The organism is Citrobacter sp. RHBSTW-00859 (assembly GCF_013729795.1).
In the GTDB taxonomy this organism is placed as follows: domain Bacteria; phylum Pseudomonadota; class Gammaproteobacteria; order Enterobacterales; family Enterobacteriaceae; genus Citrobacter; species Citrobacter braakii.
The window spans coordinates 1,310,770-1,327,852 of record NZ_CP056284.1; the positions used below are offsets into that span (position 1 = coordinate 1,310,770).

Genomic DNA, 17,083 nt, shown 5'->3' on the forward strand with positions numbered 1-17,083 from the left:
TCGAGGTGCAGGAAGGCGGCAAGACCGCAGATCCTCGAGAGCTTACTCAAGTGAGTGACTGGGGTGAGTGGGCGCAGCCAACACACCTGCAGCTTGAAAGACGGCGGGTATGATGGAAGGATGGCAACGCGCTTTTGTCCTGCATAGCCGCCCGTGGAGCGAAACCAGTCTCGTGCTGGACGTCTTCACGGAAGAATCGGGTCGTGTGCGCCTGGTGGCTAAAGGCGCGCGCTCCAAACGTTCTAATCTCAAAGGCGCGCTCCAGCCTTTTACTCCGTTGTTGCTTCGCTTTGGTGGACGTGGTGAGGTCAAAACCTTACGCAGTGCCGAAGCCGTTTCTCTGGCTCTCCCCCTTAGCGGTATCACACTGTACAGCGGCTTGTATATCAACGAGCTTATCTCTCGTGTACTTGAGTATGAGACCCGCTTTTCTGAACTCTTTTTCGACTACCTGAACTGTATTCAGGCGCTGGCTGGCGCGACGGGTTCGCCAGAGCCTGCGCTGCGTCGTTTTGAGCTGGCCTTACTTGGACATCTGGGGTACGGCGTCGATTTTACCCACTGTGCAGGTAGTGGCGAGCCGGTGGATGACACCATGACCTATCGTTACCGGGAAGAAAAAGGGTTTATCGCAAGCGTAGTGATTGATAACGCCACCTTTACCGGACGCCATCTGAAAGCTCTCGAATCGCGGGAATTTCCGGATGCTGATACGCTTCGCGCCGCGAAACGCTTTACCCGCATGGCGTTAAAGCCGTATCTTGGTGGCAAGCCGTTAAAAAGCCGGGAACTGTTCCGGCAATTTATGCCAAAACGCGCAGTAAAAACAAAAAATGATTAACGAGGATGGATTGCCATGGCCGAATTACTGTTAGGCGTCAACATTGACCACATTGCCACTTTACGTAATGCACGCGGCACCGCATACCCTGACCCGGTTCAGGCGGCGTTTATCGTTGAGCAGGCGGGCGCAGACGGCATTACCGTGCACCTGCGTGAAGATCGTCGCCATATTACCGATCGCGACGTGCGCATTTTGCGCCAGACGCTGGATACGCGTATGAATCTGGAAATGGCGGTAACCGAAGAGATGCTGGCGATTGCCGTTGAGACTAAGCCGCATTTTTGCTGCCTGGTGCCGGAAAAACGTCAGGAAGTGACGACTGAAGGTGGCCTGGACGTCGCCGGTCAGCGTGACAAGATGCGTGATGCCTGCAAACGCCTGGCGGACGCAGGCATTCTGGTTTCGCTGTTTATCGATGCTGATGACGAACAGATTAAGGCCGCTGCTGAAGTCGGCGCGCCGTACATCGAAATTCACACCGGCTGTTACGCCGATGCGAAAACCGACGCTGAACAGGCCAGCGAACTGGCGCGTATCGCCAAAGCGGCGACCTTTGCCGCCAGCCTTGGTCTGAAGGTGAATGCGGGGCACGGCCTGACGTACCATAACGTTAAAGCCATCGCGCGGATCCCGGAAATGCACGAGTTGAACATTGGCCATGCCATTATCGGCCGCGCGGTGATGAGCGGTCTGAAAGATGCAGTAGTCGAAATGAAGCGCCTGATGCTGGAAGCGCGTGGTTAATGGCGATTCTGGGATTAGGTACGGATATCGTGGAGATTGCCCGCATCGAAGCGGTGATCTCCCGTTCCGGCGACCGTCTGGCAAGACGCGTGCTCAGCGACAACGAATGGGCAATCTGGGAGACGCATCAGCAACCGGTGCGCTTTCTGGCGAAGCGTTTTGCGGTCAAAGAGGCGGCAGCAAAAGCCTTTGGTACCGGTATTCGCAACGGTCTGGCGTTTAATCAGTTTGAAGTCTTTAACGACGAACTCGGTAAGCCGCGTCTGCGGTTATGGGGGGAGGCGTTAAAACTGGCGGAAAAACTCGGCGTCGCACATATGCATGTGACACTGGCCGATGAGCGTCACTACGCCTGCGCCACGGTGATTATCGAGAGCTAACGTTTCGTCGGCCTGATAAGCATAGCGTCATCAGGCAACGTTACAGCTTATCGGCGTGGTGCATCAGTACAAACTTATCCCACAGCTGCTCTTCCGTTTCAACATGTGCCGGATCTTTCAAAATAGTATTAGGGATCGGGCACACCTTCTGGCAGGTTGGCGTGTCGTAATGGCCTACGCATTCAGTACACTTGTCGCTGTTAATCTCGTAAATGCTGTCACCCATCGAAATCGCCTCATTCGGGCATTCGGGCTCGCACATATCGCAATTGATACACTTTTTAGTGATTAACAGGGCCATCAGGAAACTCTCAAAACATCACAAATCGGGCGGGCATTATACGCGCATTCTTTGCTCAGACCAGTTTTTTTACCAGTGCTTCGCTGTGGCGAATGCGTTCCGGGGCATGCTCCAGATCTTGCTGCACCAGCGCCATAAACAGTAAATCAGTGAGCATCATTTGCGCATGGGTAGAGGAAATCGCTGCGCTGCGCGTGGCCTGTTCTTCAGCAATCGTGTACAGACAATGAGTTGCGCGCTGTTGCAGGGCGTTAGGGGTAAATCCGGTGATGGCGAGAATTTTGGCTCCGGCGCGCAACGTTTCATCCGCAGCCAGGTTGAGTTCGCGGCGTTCTCCGGTATACGAAATGGCCAGCAGCAGATCGTTGGGTGAAAGCGCCTGCACCGCCGCCAGCAGGGCGTGCATATCGCGTTCAACCACTGCGTTAAAACCAATCTTTAGCAGTTTCCAGGCAAAATTCTGCGCTACCAGACCCGATGCGCCAATCCCGGTCAGGATAATGCGCCGGGCTGAGCGCAGCATCGTGACGCTCTCTATCAGTTTCTCTTCGCTGTTGACATCCAGCGTCGCATGCATCGCCGCCACGTTTTCTTTAATCAGCTTTTCGCCCACCATACGCATGGGGTCGTCACCGCGAATCTGATTATGCACCGGAATGGAATGAGGGTTGGGATTGCTGGCCAACGCTTCGCTAATCGCCAGTTTCAGTGCCGGAAACCCTTTAAAGCCCATCTTTTGCGCGAACTTCACCACGCTGGACTGGCTGACACCTGCTTCAAAGGCCAGCTGCTGTGAGCTGAGATGACGCGCGGTATCCGGCTGAGCAAGAAGATAATCCGCAAGTTTTTTATCGCTTTGCGCGAGGTCCGGGTAACGCTGACGAATGCGAATTAAACAGTTCATGCTGTCTCCTGGCGAAAACGTGATGGCGATTGCAAAACAAAATTTCACTCGCCTGGATGAATATAATATTCCATTATGACAGATTATTATGAATTAAAAATTCCTAAGGAACAAAAAATGAATCTCGGTGCATTAGTTTCAGAAACCCGCAATCCACAGACCATGGATCTGGATGCGCTCTCAACGTTGGAGTTGGTTCATCGATTTAATCAACAGGATACGCTGGTAGCGGAAGCAGTAAAAGCAACTCTGCCTCAAGTTGCGTGTGCGGTCGATGCGGCAGCCAACGCGTTAAAAGCCGGTGGACGCATTATTTACATGGGCGCAGGTACCAGCGGACGTCTTGGAGTGCTGGACGCGTCTGAGTGCCCACCGACCTTCGGTGTACCGCATGGTCTGGTGGTTGGGCTGATTGCCGGGGGGCCGGGCGCGCTGCTCAAGGCGGTAGAAGGCGCGGAAGATAACCCGCAGTTAGGCGAGGACGATCTGCGCGCACTCAACCTTACCGCACAGGATCTGGTGGTTGGTCTGGCGGCTTCAGGTCGCACGCCGTATGTGATTGGCGGGCTGAAATATGCGCGTTCGGTGGGTTGTACGACGGCGGCTATTTCCTGCAATCCGGATTCTCCTGTCGCGCATGAAGCGGATATTGCTATCTCCCCGGTGGTGGGGCCGGAGGCGTTGACCGGGTCAACGCGACTGAAATCCGGCACCGCGCAAAAACTGGTGCTCAATATGATCTCCACCGGTGCGATGGTGAAATTTGGCAAGGTGTACCAGAACCTGATGGTGGATATGCAGGCAACCAACGTCAAACTGGTCGATCGAGCGTGCCGTATGGTGGTTGAAGCCACCGGCATTGCGCGTGAACAGGCGCAAGCGCTGTTAAAGCAGACTGATTTTGACGTTAAGCCAGCGATTTTAATGGCGCTCACCGGCCTGGATGCCGCTACCGCCCGCGAAAAGCTTGCCGCTCACCAGGGTTTTTTACGCGCGGTGTTAGAACACTAAGAGGTGTATATGGATAAGACGGCGGTGCTGGCCAGCGACATTCTGCTGGGCGTAGGCGGAGAGCAAAATATTCTGCGCCTGGAAAACTGTATGACCCGCGTCAGGGTGGAAGTTCAGGATGACGATCAGATTGATATTCCCCGTCTCAGGCAACTGCCCGGTGTTAGCGGTTACGTGAAGCAGGGCGCGCAGCATCAGATAATCGTCGGCCCCGGTAAAGCTGCCAAGGTGGTGGATGCCATGCGCTCCCTGATTGCCGGTGGCGGCGAGCGTGCAGATGTGAATAATATCGAGCGCACCAAATCAGAGGCCAAAGCGAAGTACAAAGCGCCAATGAGCGATGCGCTGCGCAAGCTGGCGAACGTCTTTATCCCTCTTATTCCGGCGTTTATCGCCTCCGGTTTGATCACCGGCATTATAAACATCCTTAAGCGGCCGGATATCGTGGGGGATTTTGCGACCCATTATCCGAATATGCTGGGGCTGATGGGCATATTTGGTAGCGCCGTGTTTGCCATCATGAATATTCTGGTTGGGGTGAATACCGCCAAAGTCTTCGGCGGCTCTCTGGCGATGGGCGGGGTGATGGCGGGGATCCTCTCCAGTCCACAGCTGGCGCAGATTACCCTGTTTGGCGAAGCGTTGCAGCCGGGGCGCGGCGGGGTGATCGCAGTGCTGCTGGTGGTTGCGCTGATGTGTTGGATCGAGCGCAAATTCCGCGAGCTGTTGCCGGAATCGCTGGAGCTTATCCTTAACCCGCTGCTGACCACCATCATTACCGGGGCCATCGCGATTGTGGCGCTGCAACCGCTTGGAGGCTGGATTTCTGAATCCATCGCTCACGGCGCATCCTGGGCTATCGACCGCGGCGGGTTCCTGGTTGGTGCCATACTGGCGGGAACTTTCCTGCCATTGGTGCTCACCGGACTTCATCAAGGGTTGGTGCCCATCCACGTTGAGCTGGTACAGGCACACGGTTATAACGCGCTCTTTCCTATCCTGGCGATGGCAGGCGTTGGACAAGTTGGGGCTGCGATAGCGGTGTTGATGAAAACCCGCAATGTGCGGCTAAAGAAAGTGATCAAAGGAGCGCTGCCGGTCGGGCTGCTGGGTATTGGTGAGCCGCTTATTTTTGGCGTCACGCTGCCGTTGGGTAAACCGTTTATCGGCGCCTGCCTTGGCGGAGCGGTAGGCGGGGCGCTGATTAGCTACTGGAAGGTGGCGACGGTTATCACCTTTGGCATCTCCGGTTTGCCGCTGGCACTAACGATTGTTGCCGGAAAAGTGATGTTCTATCTGTTAGGCTATCTGGTAGCAGTTATCGCCGGGTTCCTGTTTACCTGGCTATTGGGGTTCAACGATCCAGAGGAATAAGGTTTGACCAATCACCAGCGCCGCGTTGTTTTTTTTGATTTGGATGGCACGTTACACCAGCAAGATATGTTCGGTAGCTTTATACGTTATCTGCTGCGTCGCCAGCCGCTGAACGCGTTGCTTGTGCTGCCTCTGCTACCGGTGATTGCGCTGGCGCTGCTGATACAAGGGCGCGCCGCCCGCTGGCCAATGAGCCTGCTGTTATGGGGATGTACTTTTGGTCGTAGCGAGGCGCGCCTGAAAGGGCATCAGGCTGACTTTGTGCGCTGGTTTCGCAGTAACGTGACGGCCTTTCCGCTCGTTCAGCAGCGGCTGACAACCTACCTGTTAAGCTCTGACGCCGAAATCTGGCTTATCACTGGCTCCCCGCAGTCGCTGGTTGAGCAGGTGTACTTCGACACGCCGTGGCTACCGCGTGTCAATCTGATCGCCAGTAAAATGGCGCGGGGATTCGGCGGGTGGGTGCTGCCTCTGCGCTGTCTGGGCCATGAGAAAGTGACACAACTGGAACGCCACATTGGTGCGCCGCTTCAGCTTTACAGTGGCTACAGCGACAGTAATCAGGACAATCCTCTGCTCTCTTTTTGCCAGCATCGCTGGCGCGTCACGCCGCGCGGAGAGCTGCAACAACTCGAATAGAGTAAACGATAGCGTCTGTGTATAATGCGCCCGCTTTGATTACTGGAGTTACCCCCTTTGTCTGAAGTTGAATTTAGCCACGAATACTGGATGCGTCATGCTTTAACACTGGCTAAGCGCGCCTGGGATGAGCGTGAAGTCCCGGTGGGCGCGGTATTGGTACATAACAACCGCGTGATTGGCGAAGGCTGGAACCGTCCGATTGGTCACCATGATCCGACTGCCCACGCTGAAATTATGGCGCTGCGTCAGGGTGGCCTGGTGCTGCAAAACTATCGTCTGTTGGATACCACGCTGTATGTCACTCTGGAGCCGTGTGTGATGTGCGCAGGCGCGATGGTGCACAGCCGTATCGGCCATGTCGTTTTTGGCGCGCGCGATGCGAAAACGGGGGCTGCCGGGTCATTAATGGATGTACTGCATCACCCTGGAATGAATCATCGGGTGGAGGTGACCGAAGGGGTGCTACGGGATGAATGCGCAACGTTGCTCAGTGATTTCTTCCGCATGCGTCGTCAGGAAATCAAAGCGCTGAAAAAAAACGCCAATTTGTAAATGCCGGTCTGATTGCCTGATGACGCTGCGCTTATCAGGCCTACGAGGCTACTTGTCCTCTTTTTTCTGCGGTGAAAACAGCAGGGAAGGGGAGTGCGACAGGTAATTTGACGACGTCTGAGACAGAAACGCCGAAAGCGGCAATTCATCTTTACCTATTAGCTCTGCCGGCGTCACCGCCGGGTAATCCTGCGCCAGTTGCTGCGTTTCAAGCGCCCGTTTTTCTTTCTCCTGCAGATACCCCACCAGGCTAATCTGGTACTTACGGATATTTTCTACATAAGCGTAGGCTTCGTGGCCTCGCGCATAACCATAGGTCAGCTTGTTGTAATACGGCTTTTGGCTGAGCAGCGGCAGACGCTGTTTTACGTCGGACCAACTGTTCGGATTGCCTTTGGTTTTCACTGTCAGCGCCCGTGCATCCAGCATGTGCGCATAACCCATGTTGTAGGCTGCGAGCGCAAACCAGATGCGTTCCCCTTCGGGGACGGTATCGGGCACTTTACTCATCATATCCTGCAAATACCGTGCGCCGCCGCTGATGCTTTGTTCGGCATCGGTACGGTCAGTCAGTCCGAGACTTTGAGCGGTATTTTTGGTCAGCATCATCAACCCGCGTACGCCGGTCGGGGAAGTGGCCTGCGCGTCCCAGTGCGACTCCTGATAAGAGATTGCGGCGAGCAGTCGCCAGTCTATCTCCTGCGCATATTTCTCAAACAGCGGCTTAAGGTCCGGCAATACGCTGTCTACGGCACGTAAAAAGGTGCGGGTATCAACATAGTCAAAATCATCGCCATGTCCGAGATACTTCTCTTCCAGCCGCGCCAGAGAGCCGTCTTCATTCATGGTGTTAAAAAAATCCAACAGGGCGGCAGACAGCGTGTTGTCATCGTCCAGGCGACTAAACCAGGTCACCGGCTGTTCGTCAGATACGTCCAGCGCTACGGCCAGCTCAGGATGTACGCGTTGGTATAAGCTGATGGCGACGGAATCGGCAATGGTGTAATCCAGCTTCCCGGCGATAACATCATCAAGCAGTTCAGTAGTGCCCTTTTTGTCATCCACCTTCCAGCTCAGATCGGGAAATTTATTCTCTTTAAGTAACTGGAGATCGTTAACCACCACGTGTCCCGGGGCGATGGTCAGCTGATTTTCGTTCACAGTGGCAAGAGTGCGCGGGCGGTATTGCCCAACCCGATACACCAACTGTTGTGAAACCGAATAGTAGGTTGGGCCGGGCTGGTAATTTTTCACCCGCTCGCTGTTATATACCAGGCCTGCGGCTAACAGATCGGCATGGCCGTTATCCAGGTCGTCAAAAAGCTGGCTGATGTTCTGGCGCACGGTGACTTTTAACTTCACGCCCAGGTAGTTGGCGAACGCCTGAGTCAGTTCATAATCCAGGCCGAATTTCTTACCGTTGAGGGTCGCGTAAGTTAACGGCGAGTCGAGGGTACTGACGCGCAGTTCTCCCCGCGACTGAATGGCGGCGATACGATTTTCGGCTTTACCGAACCAGGGAATAGATGGCCAGAGGGCCGCTGCCAACAACAGCGTTAATATGCCGATGAACAGATAATTAATCTTTAATTTTTTCAATTAGTTAATTCTCTGAACCGTACGTTGTCTCTGCCTGCTGTGGTGATGATTAAGAAGTGAAGTCGTCATTAATGAGCGGCATTTTGCTTAAACTTGCGTCAGTTGGCAACTTATTCAGAAACCAGACCGCATTTGATGATAAGAGAAGGTCGTGATTTTATTTCGACGCAAACGGTTTCGTCGGCGCGGTAGATTCTTTATAATGACGCCCGTTTCCCCCACTTGGGCACACCGAAAGCTTAGAAGACGAGAGACTTATGATGGAAATTCTGCGTGGTTCACCTGCACTGTCTGCATTCCGTATTAACAAACTGCTGGCACGTTTTCAGGCTGCCAACCTCCAGGTCCACAATATTTACGCCGAGTACGTCCATTTTGCCGATCTGAATGCACCGTTGAATGAGGATGAGCACGCCCAGCTTGTACGCCTGCTGAAATATGGTCCTGCTCTTCACAGCCATGCCCCTGAAGGCAAACTGCTGCTGGTTACGCCTCGCCCTGGCACCATCTCCCCGTGGTCTTCTAAAGCGACTGATATTGCCCACAACTGTGGCCTGCAACAGATTAGCCGTCTGGAACGTGGCATTGCCTGGTATGTAGAAGCCTCTACGCTGACCGCTGAGCAGTGGCAGATGGTTGCCGACGAACTGCACGACCGCATGATGGAAACGGTTTTCTCTGCGCTGAACGATGCCGAAAAACTGTTTGTCCATCACCAGCCTGCGCCGGTCTCCAGTGTTGATCTGCTGGGTGAGGGACGCCAGGCGCTGATCGACGCTAACCTGCGTCTCGGTCTGGCGCTGGCGGAAGACGAAATCGACTATCTGCAGGATGCGTTTACCAAACTGGGACGCAACCCGAACGACATTGAACTGTACATGTTTGCGCAGGCTAACTCCGAGCACTGCCGCCACAAAATTTTTAACGCCGACTGGGTTATCGACGGTAAACAGCAGCCCAAGTCGCTGTTCAAGATGATTAAAAACACTTTCGAAACCACGCCGGACCACGTGCTGTCTGCTTATAAAGACAACGCCGCGGTAATGGAAGGTTCTGAAGTGGGCCGCTACTTTGCCGACCACAAAACCGGCCGCTACGATTTCCATCAGGAGCCAGCCCACATCCTGATGAAGGTTGAAACCCACAACCACCCGACGGCTATCTCTCCGTGGCCGGGCGCGGCTACCGGCTCCGGCGGCGAAATCCGCGACGAGGGTGCAACCGGTCGTGGTGCAAAACCGAAAGCCGGGCTGGTGGGCTTCTCCGTTTCCAACCTGCGTATTCCTGGCTTTGAACAGCCGTGGGAAGAAGACTTTGGTAAGCCGGACCGTATTGTTACCGCGCTCGATATCATGACCGAAGGTCCGTTGGGCGGCGCGGCATTTAACAACGAATTCGGTCGTCCGGCGCTGACCGGCTACTTCCGAACCTACGAAGAAAAGGTCAACAGCCACAACGGCGAAGAGCTACGCGGTTACCATAAACCGATCATGCTGGCGGGGGGGATCGGTAACATCCGTGCCGATCATGTGCAAAAAGGTGAGATAGTCGTTGGCGCCAAGCTGATCGTCCTCGGCGGCCCGGCGATGAACATCGGGCTTGGCGGCGGGGCGGCCTCCTCTATGGCTTCCGGCCAGTCTGATGCCGATCTTGATTTCGCTTCGGTACAACGCGACAACCCGGAAATGGAACGCCGTTGCCAGGAAGTTATCGACCGCTGCTGGCAGATGGGCGATGCGAACCCGATCCTGTTTATCCATGACGTTGGCGCAGGCGGTCTGTCTAACGCCATGCCGGAGTTGGTAAGCGATGGCGGTCGCGGCGGTAAGTTCCAGCTGCGCGATATCCTTAGCGACGAGCCGGGTATGAGCCCGCTGGAAATCTGGTGTAACGAATCCCAGGAGCGTTATGTGCTGGCGGTTGCCGCTGACCAGCTACCGCTGTTTGACGAACTGTGTAAGCGCGAGCGCGCGCCGTATGCGGTGATCGGTGAGGCCACTGAAGAACAGCATCTCACACTGAGCGACAGCCACTTCGATAACCAGCCGATCGACATGCCGCTTGATGTGCTGCTGGGTAAAACCCCGAAAATGACCCGCGATGTGCAGACGCTGAAAGCCAAAGGCGACGCCCTGAATCGTGGCGAAATCTCGATTGCAGATGCGGTTAACCGCGTGCTGCATCTGCCGACTGTCGCTGAGAAAACGTTCCTCGTGACGATCGGCGACCGTACCGTTACCGGCATGGTGGCGCGTGACCAGATGGTTGGTCCGTGGCAGATCCCGGTAGCCAACTGCGCGGTCACCACCGCAAGCCTGGATAGCTACTACGGTGAAGCGATGTCTATCGGTGAGCGTGCGCCAGTTGCGCTACTGGATTTCTCGGCCTCTGCGCGTCTGGCGGTAGGTGAAGCGCTGACTAACATTGCGGCAACGCAGATTGGCGATATCAAACGCATTAAACTGTCGGCTAACTGGATGGCGGCTGCGGGTCACCCCGGTGAAGATGCCGGGCTGTACGAAGCGGTAAAAGCCGTTGGGGAAGAATTATGTCCGGCGCTTGGCCTGACTATTCCGGTGGGCAAAGACTCTATGTCGATGAAAACCCGCTGGCAGGAAGGTAATGAGCAGCGTGAAATGACTTCGCCGCTGTCGCTGGTGATCACCGCCTTTGCCCGTGTGGAAGACGTGCGCCACACGATAACCCCGCAGCTCTCTACTGAAGACAACGCCCTGCTGCTGATTGACCTCGGTCTGGGTCACAACGCGCTGGGCGCGACGGCGTTGGCACAGGTTTATCGTCAACTGGGCGACAAGCCTGCCGACGTACGTAACGTTGAGCAACTGAAAGGCTTCTACGACGCCATTCAGGCGCTGGTCGCGCAGCGTAAGCTGCTGGCCTACCATGACCGTTCCGACGGCGGACTGCTGGTTACGCTGGCGGAAATGGCCTTCACCGGTCACTGCGGTATTGACGCTGATATCCACTCGCTGGGTGACGATCGTCTGGCGGCGCTGTTTAATGAAGAGCTGGGCGCAGTGATCCAGGTTCGCGCTGCTGACCGTGCAGCGGTTGAGGTGTTGCTGGCACAACATGGCCTGGCAGATTGCGTGCACTATCTCGGCCAGGCGGTAACGGGTGACCGTTTCACCCTGAGCGCCAACGGTCAGCCGGTGTTCAGCGAAAGCCGCACCACGCTGCGCATGTGGTGGGCGGAAACCACCTGGCAGATGCAGCGTCTGCGCGACAACCCGGAGTGTGCCGATCAGGAACACGACGCGAAAACCAACGATGCCGATCCTGGCCTCAACGTAAAACTGTCGTTTGATATCAACGAAGATGTTGCCGCCCCGTACATCGCTACCGGCGCGCGTCCAAAAGTGGCCGTGCTGCGCGAGCAGGGCGTGAACTCCCACGTTGAAATGGCGGCTGCCTTCCACCGTGCGGGCTTTGACGCCATCGATGTGCATATGAGCGACCTGCTGGGCGGACGCATCGGTCTGGGTAACTTCCAGGCGCTGGTAGCCTGTGGCGGTTTCTCTTACGGCGATGTGCTCGGCGCAGGGGAAGGCTGGGCGAAGTCGATTCTGTTCAACAACCGCGTCCGTGATGAGTTCGAAACCTTCTTCCATCGCCCGCAAACGCTGGCGCTCGGGGTGTGTAACGGTTGCCAGATGATGTCTAACCTGCGTGAACTGATCCCGGGAAGCGAGCTGTGGCCACGCTTTGTGCGTAACCACTCCGATCGTTTTGAAGCCCGCTTCAGCCTGGTCGAAGTGACGCAAAGCCCGTCTTTATTGCTTGCCGATATGGTTGGTTCGATGATGCCGATTGCCGTTTCTCACGGTGAAGGCCGTGTGGAAGTGCGTGACGGCGCACATCTGGCCGCGCTGGAGAGTAAGGGACTGGTGGCGCTGCGCTACGTTGATAACTTCGGTAAGGTGACCGAGACCTACCCGGCTAACCCGAATGGTTCGCCGAACGGAATTACTGCCGTTACTACTGAAAATGGTCGCGTCACCATTATGATGCCGCACCCGGAACGCGTATTCCGTACCGTGAGCAACTCCTGGCACCCGGAAAACTGGGGCGAGGACAGCCCGTGGATGCGTATCTTCCGCAACGCGCGTAAACAACTCGGGTAATCAGCTCGATAACCTTTAAGCCCCTCTGCGTGAGGGGCTTTTTTTTTGTCAGTCATTTTGTATGCCGCTATCCGACAATGCGTTTAAGTGTCGGGAAATCCCGACATAGGTGGGGTTACGTTGTCGCTAAAAAGAGACATTTAATTATATGATTTACAATGAATTTGTTTTTAAGTGCTGTGGGTGTTGCTGATTGGCGACAGTAAGGGTGAAAAATAGCCAAAATCATTTTTCATGTGAATAAGAACATTTTCTATATTTATCATTGTGTTAATAAAGTGTTTTGAATATTGGCACAGATGCTGCATAATATAGCCCAGTGGCTCATTCACCTTCTTATGTCAGCCCCTTCGGGACGTGCTACATAAACTTCGAATGACGCACAACAAGGTGCCTGCCGTCCAACATCTGATATTAGCATCGCTCATATCAACCTTCGGGCGAAACGTCGAGTTAGGCACCGCCTTATTCCACAACAAAGCCGGGTTAATCCCGGCTTTGTTGTATCTGACGTTCCCCTCAGTTAGCATCAACCTATTCCTGTCCATTGAGAGTAACGCCTTGAAGCGCTGGTCTGTTTTCCCCCGATCTTTACGTCAATTGGTTACGTTGGCATTTTTGCTTATCCTGCTGCCGTTGTTAGTTTTGGCCTGGCAGGCGTGGCAAAGTCTGAATGCCCTGAGCGCACAGGCGGCGCTGACGAACCAAACCACGCTGATTGACGCCAGACGCAGTGAAGCGATGACCAATGCCGCGCTGGAGATGGAGCGTAGCTACCGGCAATACTGTGTGCTTGATGACCCAACGCTGGCTAAGGTTTACCAGAGCCAACGTAAACGCTACAGCGACATGCTGGATGCGCATGCGGGTGTGTTGCCGGATACCAAGCTTTATCAGGCACTGCGTCAGGACCTCAACGATCTCGCGCAGTTACAGTGCACCAACAGTGGTCCTGATAGCGTGGCGGCGGCGCGGCTGGACGCTTTCGCCAGTGCCAATACTGAAATGGTACAAGCGACGCGCACGGTCGTCTTTTCTCGTGGGCAGCAGCTACAGCAGGAAATAGCCGAACGTGGGCAGTTCTTTGGCTGGCAGGCGCTGGTGCTGTTTCTTGTCAGCCTGGCGATGGTGTTGCTGTTTACCCGCATGATAATCGGTCCGGTGAAGGGCATAGAAAAAATGATCAATCGTCTGGGGGAAGGGCGCTCGCTGGGCGATAGCGTATTATTTACGGGACCCCGGGAGCTGCGCTCCGTGGGGCAGCGCATTATCTGGCTGAGCGAACGTCTCTCCTGGCTGGAGTCACAACGACATCAGTTTTTACGCCACCTGTCTCATGAGCTGAAAACGCCTCTGGCGAGTATGCGCGAAGGTACCGAGCTGTTAGCCGATCAGGTCGTTGGGCCGTTAACGCCAGAGCAAAAAGAGGTGGTCGGAATTCTCGATGACAGTAGCCGCAACCTGCAAAAACTGATTGAGCAACTGCTCGATTACAACCGCAAGCTGGCGGATGACGAGGTTGAGCTTGAACGAGTGGAAATCGCGCCGCTGGTGGAAAGTGTTGTTTCTGCACATAGCCTGCCCGCTCGCGCCAAAATGATACATACTGATGTTGCGCTTGCGGTGAACGCCTGCCTGGCAGAACCGATGCTATTGATGAGCGTGCTGGACAATCTTTATTCCAATGCGGTGCACTATGGCGCTGAATCCGGTAACATTTGGATCCGCAGCAGTTTGCATGGCTCAATGGTATACATTGATGTAATGAATACCGGCACACCGATTCCAGAAGCAGAACAGACCATGATCTTCGAGCCTTTTTTCCAGGGTAGCCATCAGCGAAAAGGGGCGGTAAAAGGAAGCGGGTTGGGGCTGAGCATTGCCAGAGATTGCATCCGCCGTATGCGGGGCAAACTGTATCTGGTTGATGAGCATGCGCAAAATGTTTGTTTTCGCATAGAACTGCCGCTATCTGCAGCGAAAAATCACTAAAATAAACCTAAGTCTGGTGAGTATGCCATACGTTGTTGTCCGAATGCTTAAACGACATTTTTTCCGTCGCGTCATCCTAGCAAGCCTGCCGTGTCTGGCGCTGGTAGGCTGCGTCCCGAACGCGGTGAATCATATTATCGGCGACCCCTCGCAGGAGAAAATTCCGCCTCATCAACTGGCGGACTACCTTGCAACCGACTGTAGCGATATCTGGTCGCTGTCTGGTCAGCCCACAGAAACCAATCCGCTGTACTGGCTGCGGGCGATGGATTGCGCCAATCGCCTGATGCCGGTACAGGCGCGTAGTGAAGCCAGCACGATGATGCCTGATACCTGGCAAGGGGCTTTCAGGCGCGGGATCCTGCTTGATAACGCCAACATTACGCCGCCTGAAAGGCGGGAGACGGTTACGCGCCTCGACGCATTAAGCCCGCAAATTCCGCCACAGGTACGCCCGCTGTATCAGGTCTGGCGCAGCAGTCAGACGTTGCAGTTGCAACTGGCCGAAGAGCGTATGCGCTACAGCAAGCTTCAGCAGGCGTCAGACAGCGATCTTGATACGCTACGTCAGCAGCAACAACACTTGCAGTCTCAGCTCGATCTCACGACCCGCAAGCTGGAGAATCTAACCGATATTGAACGCCAGCTTTCCACGCGCAAACCTGCCGGTAGTTACAACCCTGATGCGCCGCACGGGAACGATAAACTCACCCCACCTGATAATGAGGAAGGCGCAGCGCCGTCTGCCGATGAGGTCACGCCATGATAAGCCGTAAGCCCGCGCATCTGCTGCTGGTGGATGACGATCCCGGCCTGTTGAAATTACTTGGAATGCGCCTGACCAGCGAAGGCTACAGCGTCGTAACCGCAGAAAGCGGGCAGGAAGGGCTACGAGTGCTGAACCGTGAAAAAGTGGATCTGGTTATTAGCGATCTGCGCATGGATGAAATGGACGGCATGCAGCTGTTTACTGAAATCCAGAAAGTGCAGCCGGGAATGCCGGTTATTATCCTCACCGCTCACGGTTCCATCCCCGACGCCGTTGCGGCGACTCAGCAAGGGGTGTTCAGCTTTCTCACTAAGCCGGTCGATAAAGACGCGTTATACCATGCGATCGACGGGGCGTTGGAACAGTCTGCGCCTGCCGCTGATGACAGCTGGCGTGAGTCCATCGTCACCCGCAGCCCACTGATGCTGCGCCTGCTGGAACAGGCGCGCATGGTGGCGCAATCGGACGTAAGCGTATTGATCAACGGCCAAAGCGGAACCGGGAAAGAAGTTTTTGCCCAGGCCATTCACAACGCTAGCCCGCGCAGCCTCAAGCCTTTTATTGCCATTAACTGTGGCGCATTGCCGGAACAACTGCTGGAGTCTGAGCTGTTTGGTCATGCGCGCGGCGCCTTTACCGGCGCGGTGAGCAATCGTGAAGGGCTGTTTCAGGCCGCGGAAGGCGGGACGCTGTTTCTCGATGAGATTGGCGATATGCCCGCGCCGTTGCAGGTTAAATTGCTACGTGTATTGCAGGAGCGAAAAGTCAGGCCGCTGGGTAGTAACCGCGATATCGATATTGATGTGCGGATCGTTTCCGCGACCCACCGTGATTTACCCAAAGCGATGGCTCGGGGGGAATTTCGCGAAGATTTGTACTATCGCCTCAACGTGGTGAGCCTGAAGATCCCGGCGCTGGCCGAGCGTACGGAAGATATTCCGCTGCTGGCAAACCATCTGCTGCGCCAGTCTGCTGAACGACACAAACCGTTCGTGCGCGCCTTTTCGACCGATGCCATGAAACGGTTAATGACCGCCAGTTGGCCTGGTAACGTGCGTCAGTTGGTTAACGTGATTGAGCAGTGCGTGGCGTTGACCTCTTCGCCGGTGATCAGCGACGCGCTGGTGGAGCAGGCGCTGGAAGGGGAGAACACCGCGCTGCCGACCTTTGTTGAAGCGCGTAACCAGTTTGAACTCAACTACTTGCGTAAGCTGTTGCAAATCACCAAGGGCAATGTGACCCATGCGGCGCGAATGGCGGGGCGCAACCGCACCGAATTCTACAAGTTGCTCTCTCGCCATGAGCTGGATGCAAACGATTTCAAAGAATAAATCTGCGGATTATGTTAGTTTTATTCGATCAAAAGACAGGCGACCTTTTCAAGGAATAGCATGAAAAAGATTGATGCGATTATTAAACCCTTCAAGCTGGACGACGTCCGCGAAGCGCTGGCTGAAGTCGGCATTACCGGTATGACTGTAACAGAAGTGAAAGGGTTTGGCCGTCAGAAAGGCCATACTGAGCTGTACCGTGGTGCGGAATATATGGTGGATTTTCTGCCGAAGGTAAAAATTGAAATTGTGGTCACCGACGACATCGTCGATACCTGCGTCGACACCATTATTCGTACTGCCCAGACCGGTAAAATCGGTGACGGTAAGATTTTTGTCTTCGACGTGGCACGCGTGATTCGTATTCGCACCGGTGAAGAAGACGACGCGGCAATCTAAGCCGCGCCGTGCTTGCCGGATGGCGGTGTAAACACCTTATCAGGCCTACAATCTCCCGTAGGCCTGATAAGCGCAGCGCCATCCGGCATGATGTAA

The 17,083-nt window shown here is 55.0% G+C and carries 15 protein-coding genes and 1 pseudogene; 12 read left to right on the top strand and 4 right to left on the bottom strand.

The window, feature by feature from the left end; translation table 11 throughout:
* Nucleotides 1-112: 112 nt before the first annotated feature.
* From recO to acpS, 3 genes are read left to right on the top strand one after another with little or no spacing between them, the layout of a single operon-like run.
* Nucleotides 113-841 carry a DNA repair protein RecO gene (recO, locus tag HV302_RS06450; RefSeq protein ID WP_016154047.1) on the top strand — a complete coding sequence of 243 codons (729 nt, stop codon included), beginning with the start codon at nt 113-115 and terminating at the stop codon, nt 839-841.
* A gap of 15 nt (nt 842-856) precedes the next feature.
* Nucleotides 857-1,588: a pyridoxine 5'-phosphate synthase gene (gene pdxJ / locus HV302_RS06455; RefSeq protein WP_016157172.1), complete on the top strand. Its 732-nt coding sequence runs from the start codon at nt 857-859 to the stop codon at nt 1,586-1,588.
* Entirely contained in the window at nt 1,588-1,968 is a 381-nt protein-coding gene (gene acpS / locus HV302_RS06460; protein ID WP_003037588.1) for a holo-ACP synthase, read from the top strand. Before pdxJ ends, acpS begins: the two co-directional genes overlap by 1 nt.
* Nucleotides 1,969-2,008: 40 nt before the next feature.
* On the opposite strand, the gene HV302_RS06465 is transcribed toward acpS, so the two are convergent.
* Complete coding sequence (locus HV302_RS06465; RefSeq protein ID WP_003037590.1) at nt 2,009-2,269, bottom strand: YfhL family 4Fe-4S dicluster ferredoxin; 261 nt, start codon at nt 2,267-2,269, stop codon at nt 2,009-2,011.
* Between the two features lie 55 nt (nt 2,270-2,324).
* Nucleotides 2,325-3,173, bottom strand: coding sequence for a MurR/RpiR family transcriptional regulator (locus HV302_RS06470; protein WP_016154045.1), 849 nt, complete (start codon nt 3,171-3,173; stop codon nt 2,325-2,327).
* Between the two features lie 117 nt (nt 3,174-3,290).
* On the opposite strand from HV302_RS06470, the gene murQ reads away from it, so the two are divergent.
* Genes murQ through tadA form a run of 4 tightly spaced genes read left to right on the top strand, consistent with a single transcriptional unit; the run spans nt 3,291 to nt 6,752 of the window.
* A complete protein-coding gene (gene murQ, locus HV302_RS06475) occupies nt 3,291-4,184 on the top strand; it encodes an N-acetylmuramic acid 6-phosphate etherase (protein ID WP_181627065.1) in 894 nt (297 codons plus the stop codon).
* Between the two features lie 9 nt (nt 4,185-4,193).
* Nucleotides 4,194-5,558, top strand: coding sequence for a PTS transporter subunit EIIC (locus HV302_RS06480; RefSeq protein ID WP_181627066.1), 1,365 nt, complete (start codon nt 4,194-4,196; stop codon nt 5,556-5,558).
* Between the two features lie 3 nt (nt 5,559-5,561).
* Nucleotides 5,562-6,197, top strand: coding sequence for a phosphatidylglycerophosphatase C (gene yfhb / locus HV302_RS06485; RefSeq protein WP_016157167.1), 636 nt, complete (start codon nt 5,562-5,564; stop codon nt 6,195-6,197).
* Nucleotides 6,198-6,254: 57 nt separating this feature from the next.
* Nucleotides 6,255-6,752, top strand: coding sequence for a tRNA adenosine(34) deaminase TadA (gene tadA / locus HV302_RS06490; protein WP_046275235.1), 498 nt, complete (start codon nt 6,255-6,257; stop codon nt 6,750-6,752).
* Between the two features lie 48 nt (nt 6,753-6,800).
* On the opposite strand, the gene mltF is transcribed toward tadA, so the two are convergent.
* The gene (mltF, locus tag HV302_RS06495; RefSeq protein WP_016157165.1) at nt 6,801-8,351 is read right to left on the bottom strand and encodes a membrane-bound lytic murein transglycosylase MltF; all 1,551 of its coding nucleotides are present in this window, start codon (nt 8,349-8,351) and stop codon (nt 6,801-6,803) included.
* A 257-nt stretch (nt 8,352-8,608) separates the two neighbouring features.
* Between mltF and purL the strand changes: the two genes are divergently transcribed.
* From purL to glnB, 5 genes are all read left to right on the top strand, one after another.
* Entirely contained in the window at nt 8,609-12,496 is a 3,888-nt protein-coding gene (gene purL / locus HV302_RS06500) for a phosphoribosylformylglycinamidine synthase (protein WP_181627067.1), read from the top strand.
* Nucleotides 12,497-13,057: 561 nt separating this feature from the next.
* Complete coding sequence (qseE, locus tag HV302_RS06505; protein WP_049282310.1) at nt 13,058-14,488, top strand: two component system sensor histidine kinase QseE/GlrK; 1,431 nt, start codon at nt 13,058-13,060, stop codon at nt 14,486-14,488.
* A 22-nt stretch (nt 14,489-14,510) separates the two neighbouring features.
* Complete coding sequence (gene qseG / locus HV302_RS06510; protein ID WP_049041523.1) at nt 14,511-15,254, top strand: two-component system QseEF-associated lipoprotein QseG; 744 nt, start codon at nt 14,511-14,513, stop codon at nt 15,252-15,254.
* Nucleotides 15,254-16,588 (top strand): two-component system response regulator GlrR, encoded by a 1,335-nt coding sequence (gene glrR / locus HV302_RS06515; protein WP_029139623.1) that lies wholly within the window; start codon nt 15,254-15,256, stop codon nt 16,586-16,588. The genes qseG and glrR overlap by 1 nt, the downstream gene beginning before the upstream one ends.
* A 60-nt stretch (nt 16,589-16,648) precedes the next feature.
* Nucleotides 16,649-16,987 (top strand): nitrogen regulatory protein P-II, encoded by a 339-nt coding sequence (gene glnB, locus HV302_RS06520; RefSeq protein WP_002914032.1) that lies wholly within the window; start codon nt 16,649-16,651, stop codon nt 16,985-16,987.
* Here the strand turns inward: glnB and HV302_RS28525 are convergent.
* Nucleotides 16,984-17,079 (bottom strand): annotated as a pseudogene (locus HV302_RS28525) (hypothetical protein); the annotation flags it as partial. The gene glnB and the pseudogene HV302_RS28525 overlap by 4 nt on opposite strands.
* Nucleotides 17,080-17,083 lie beyond the last annotated feature (4 nt).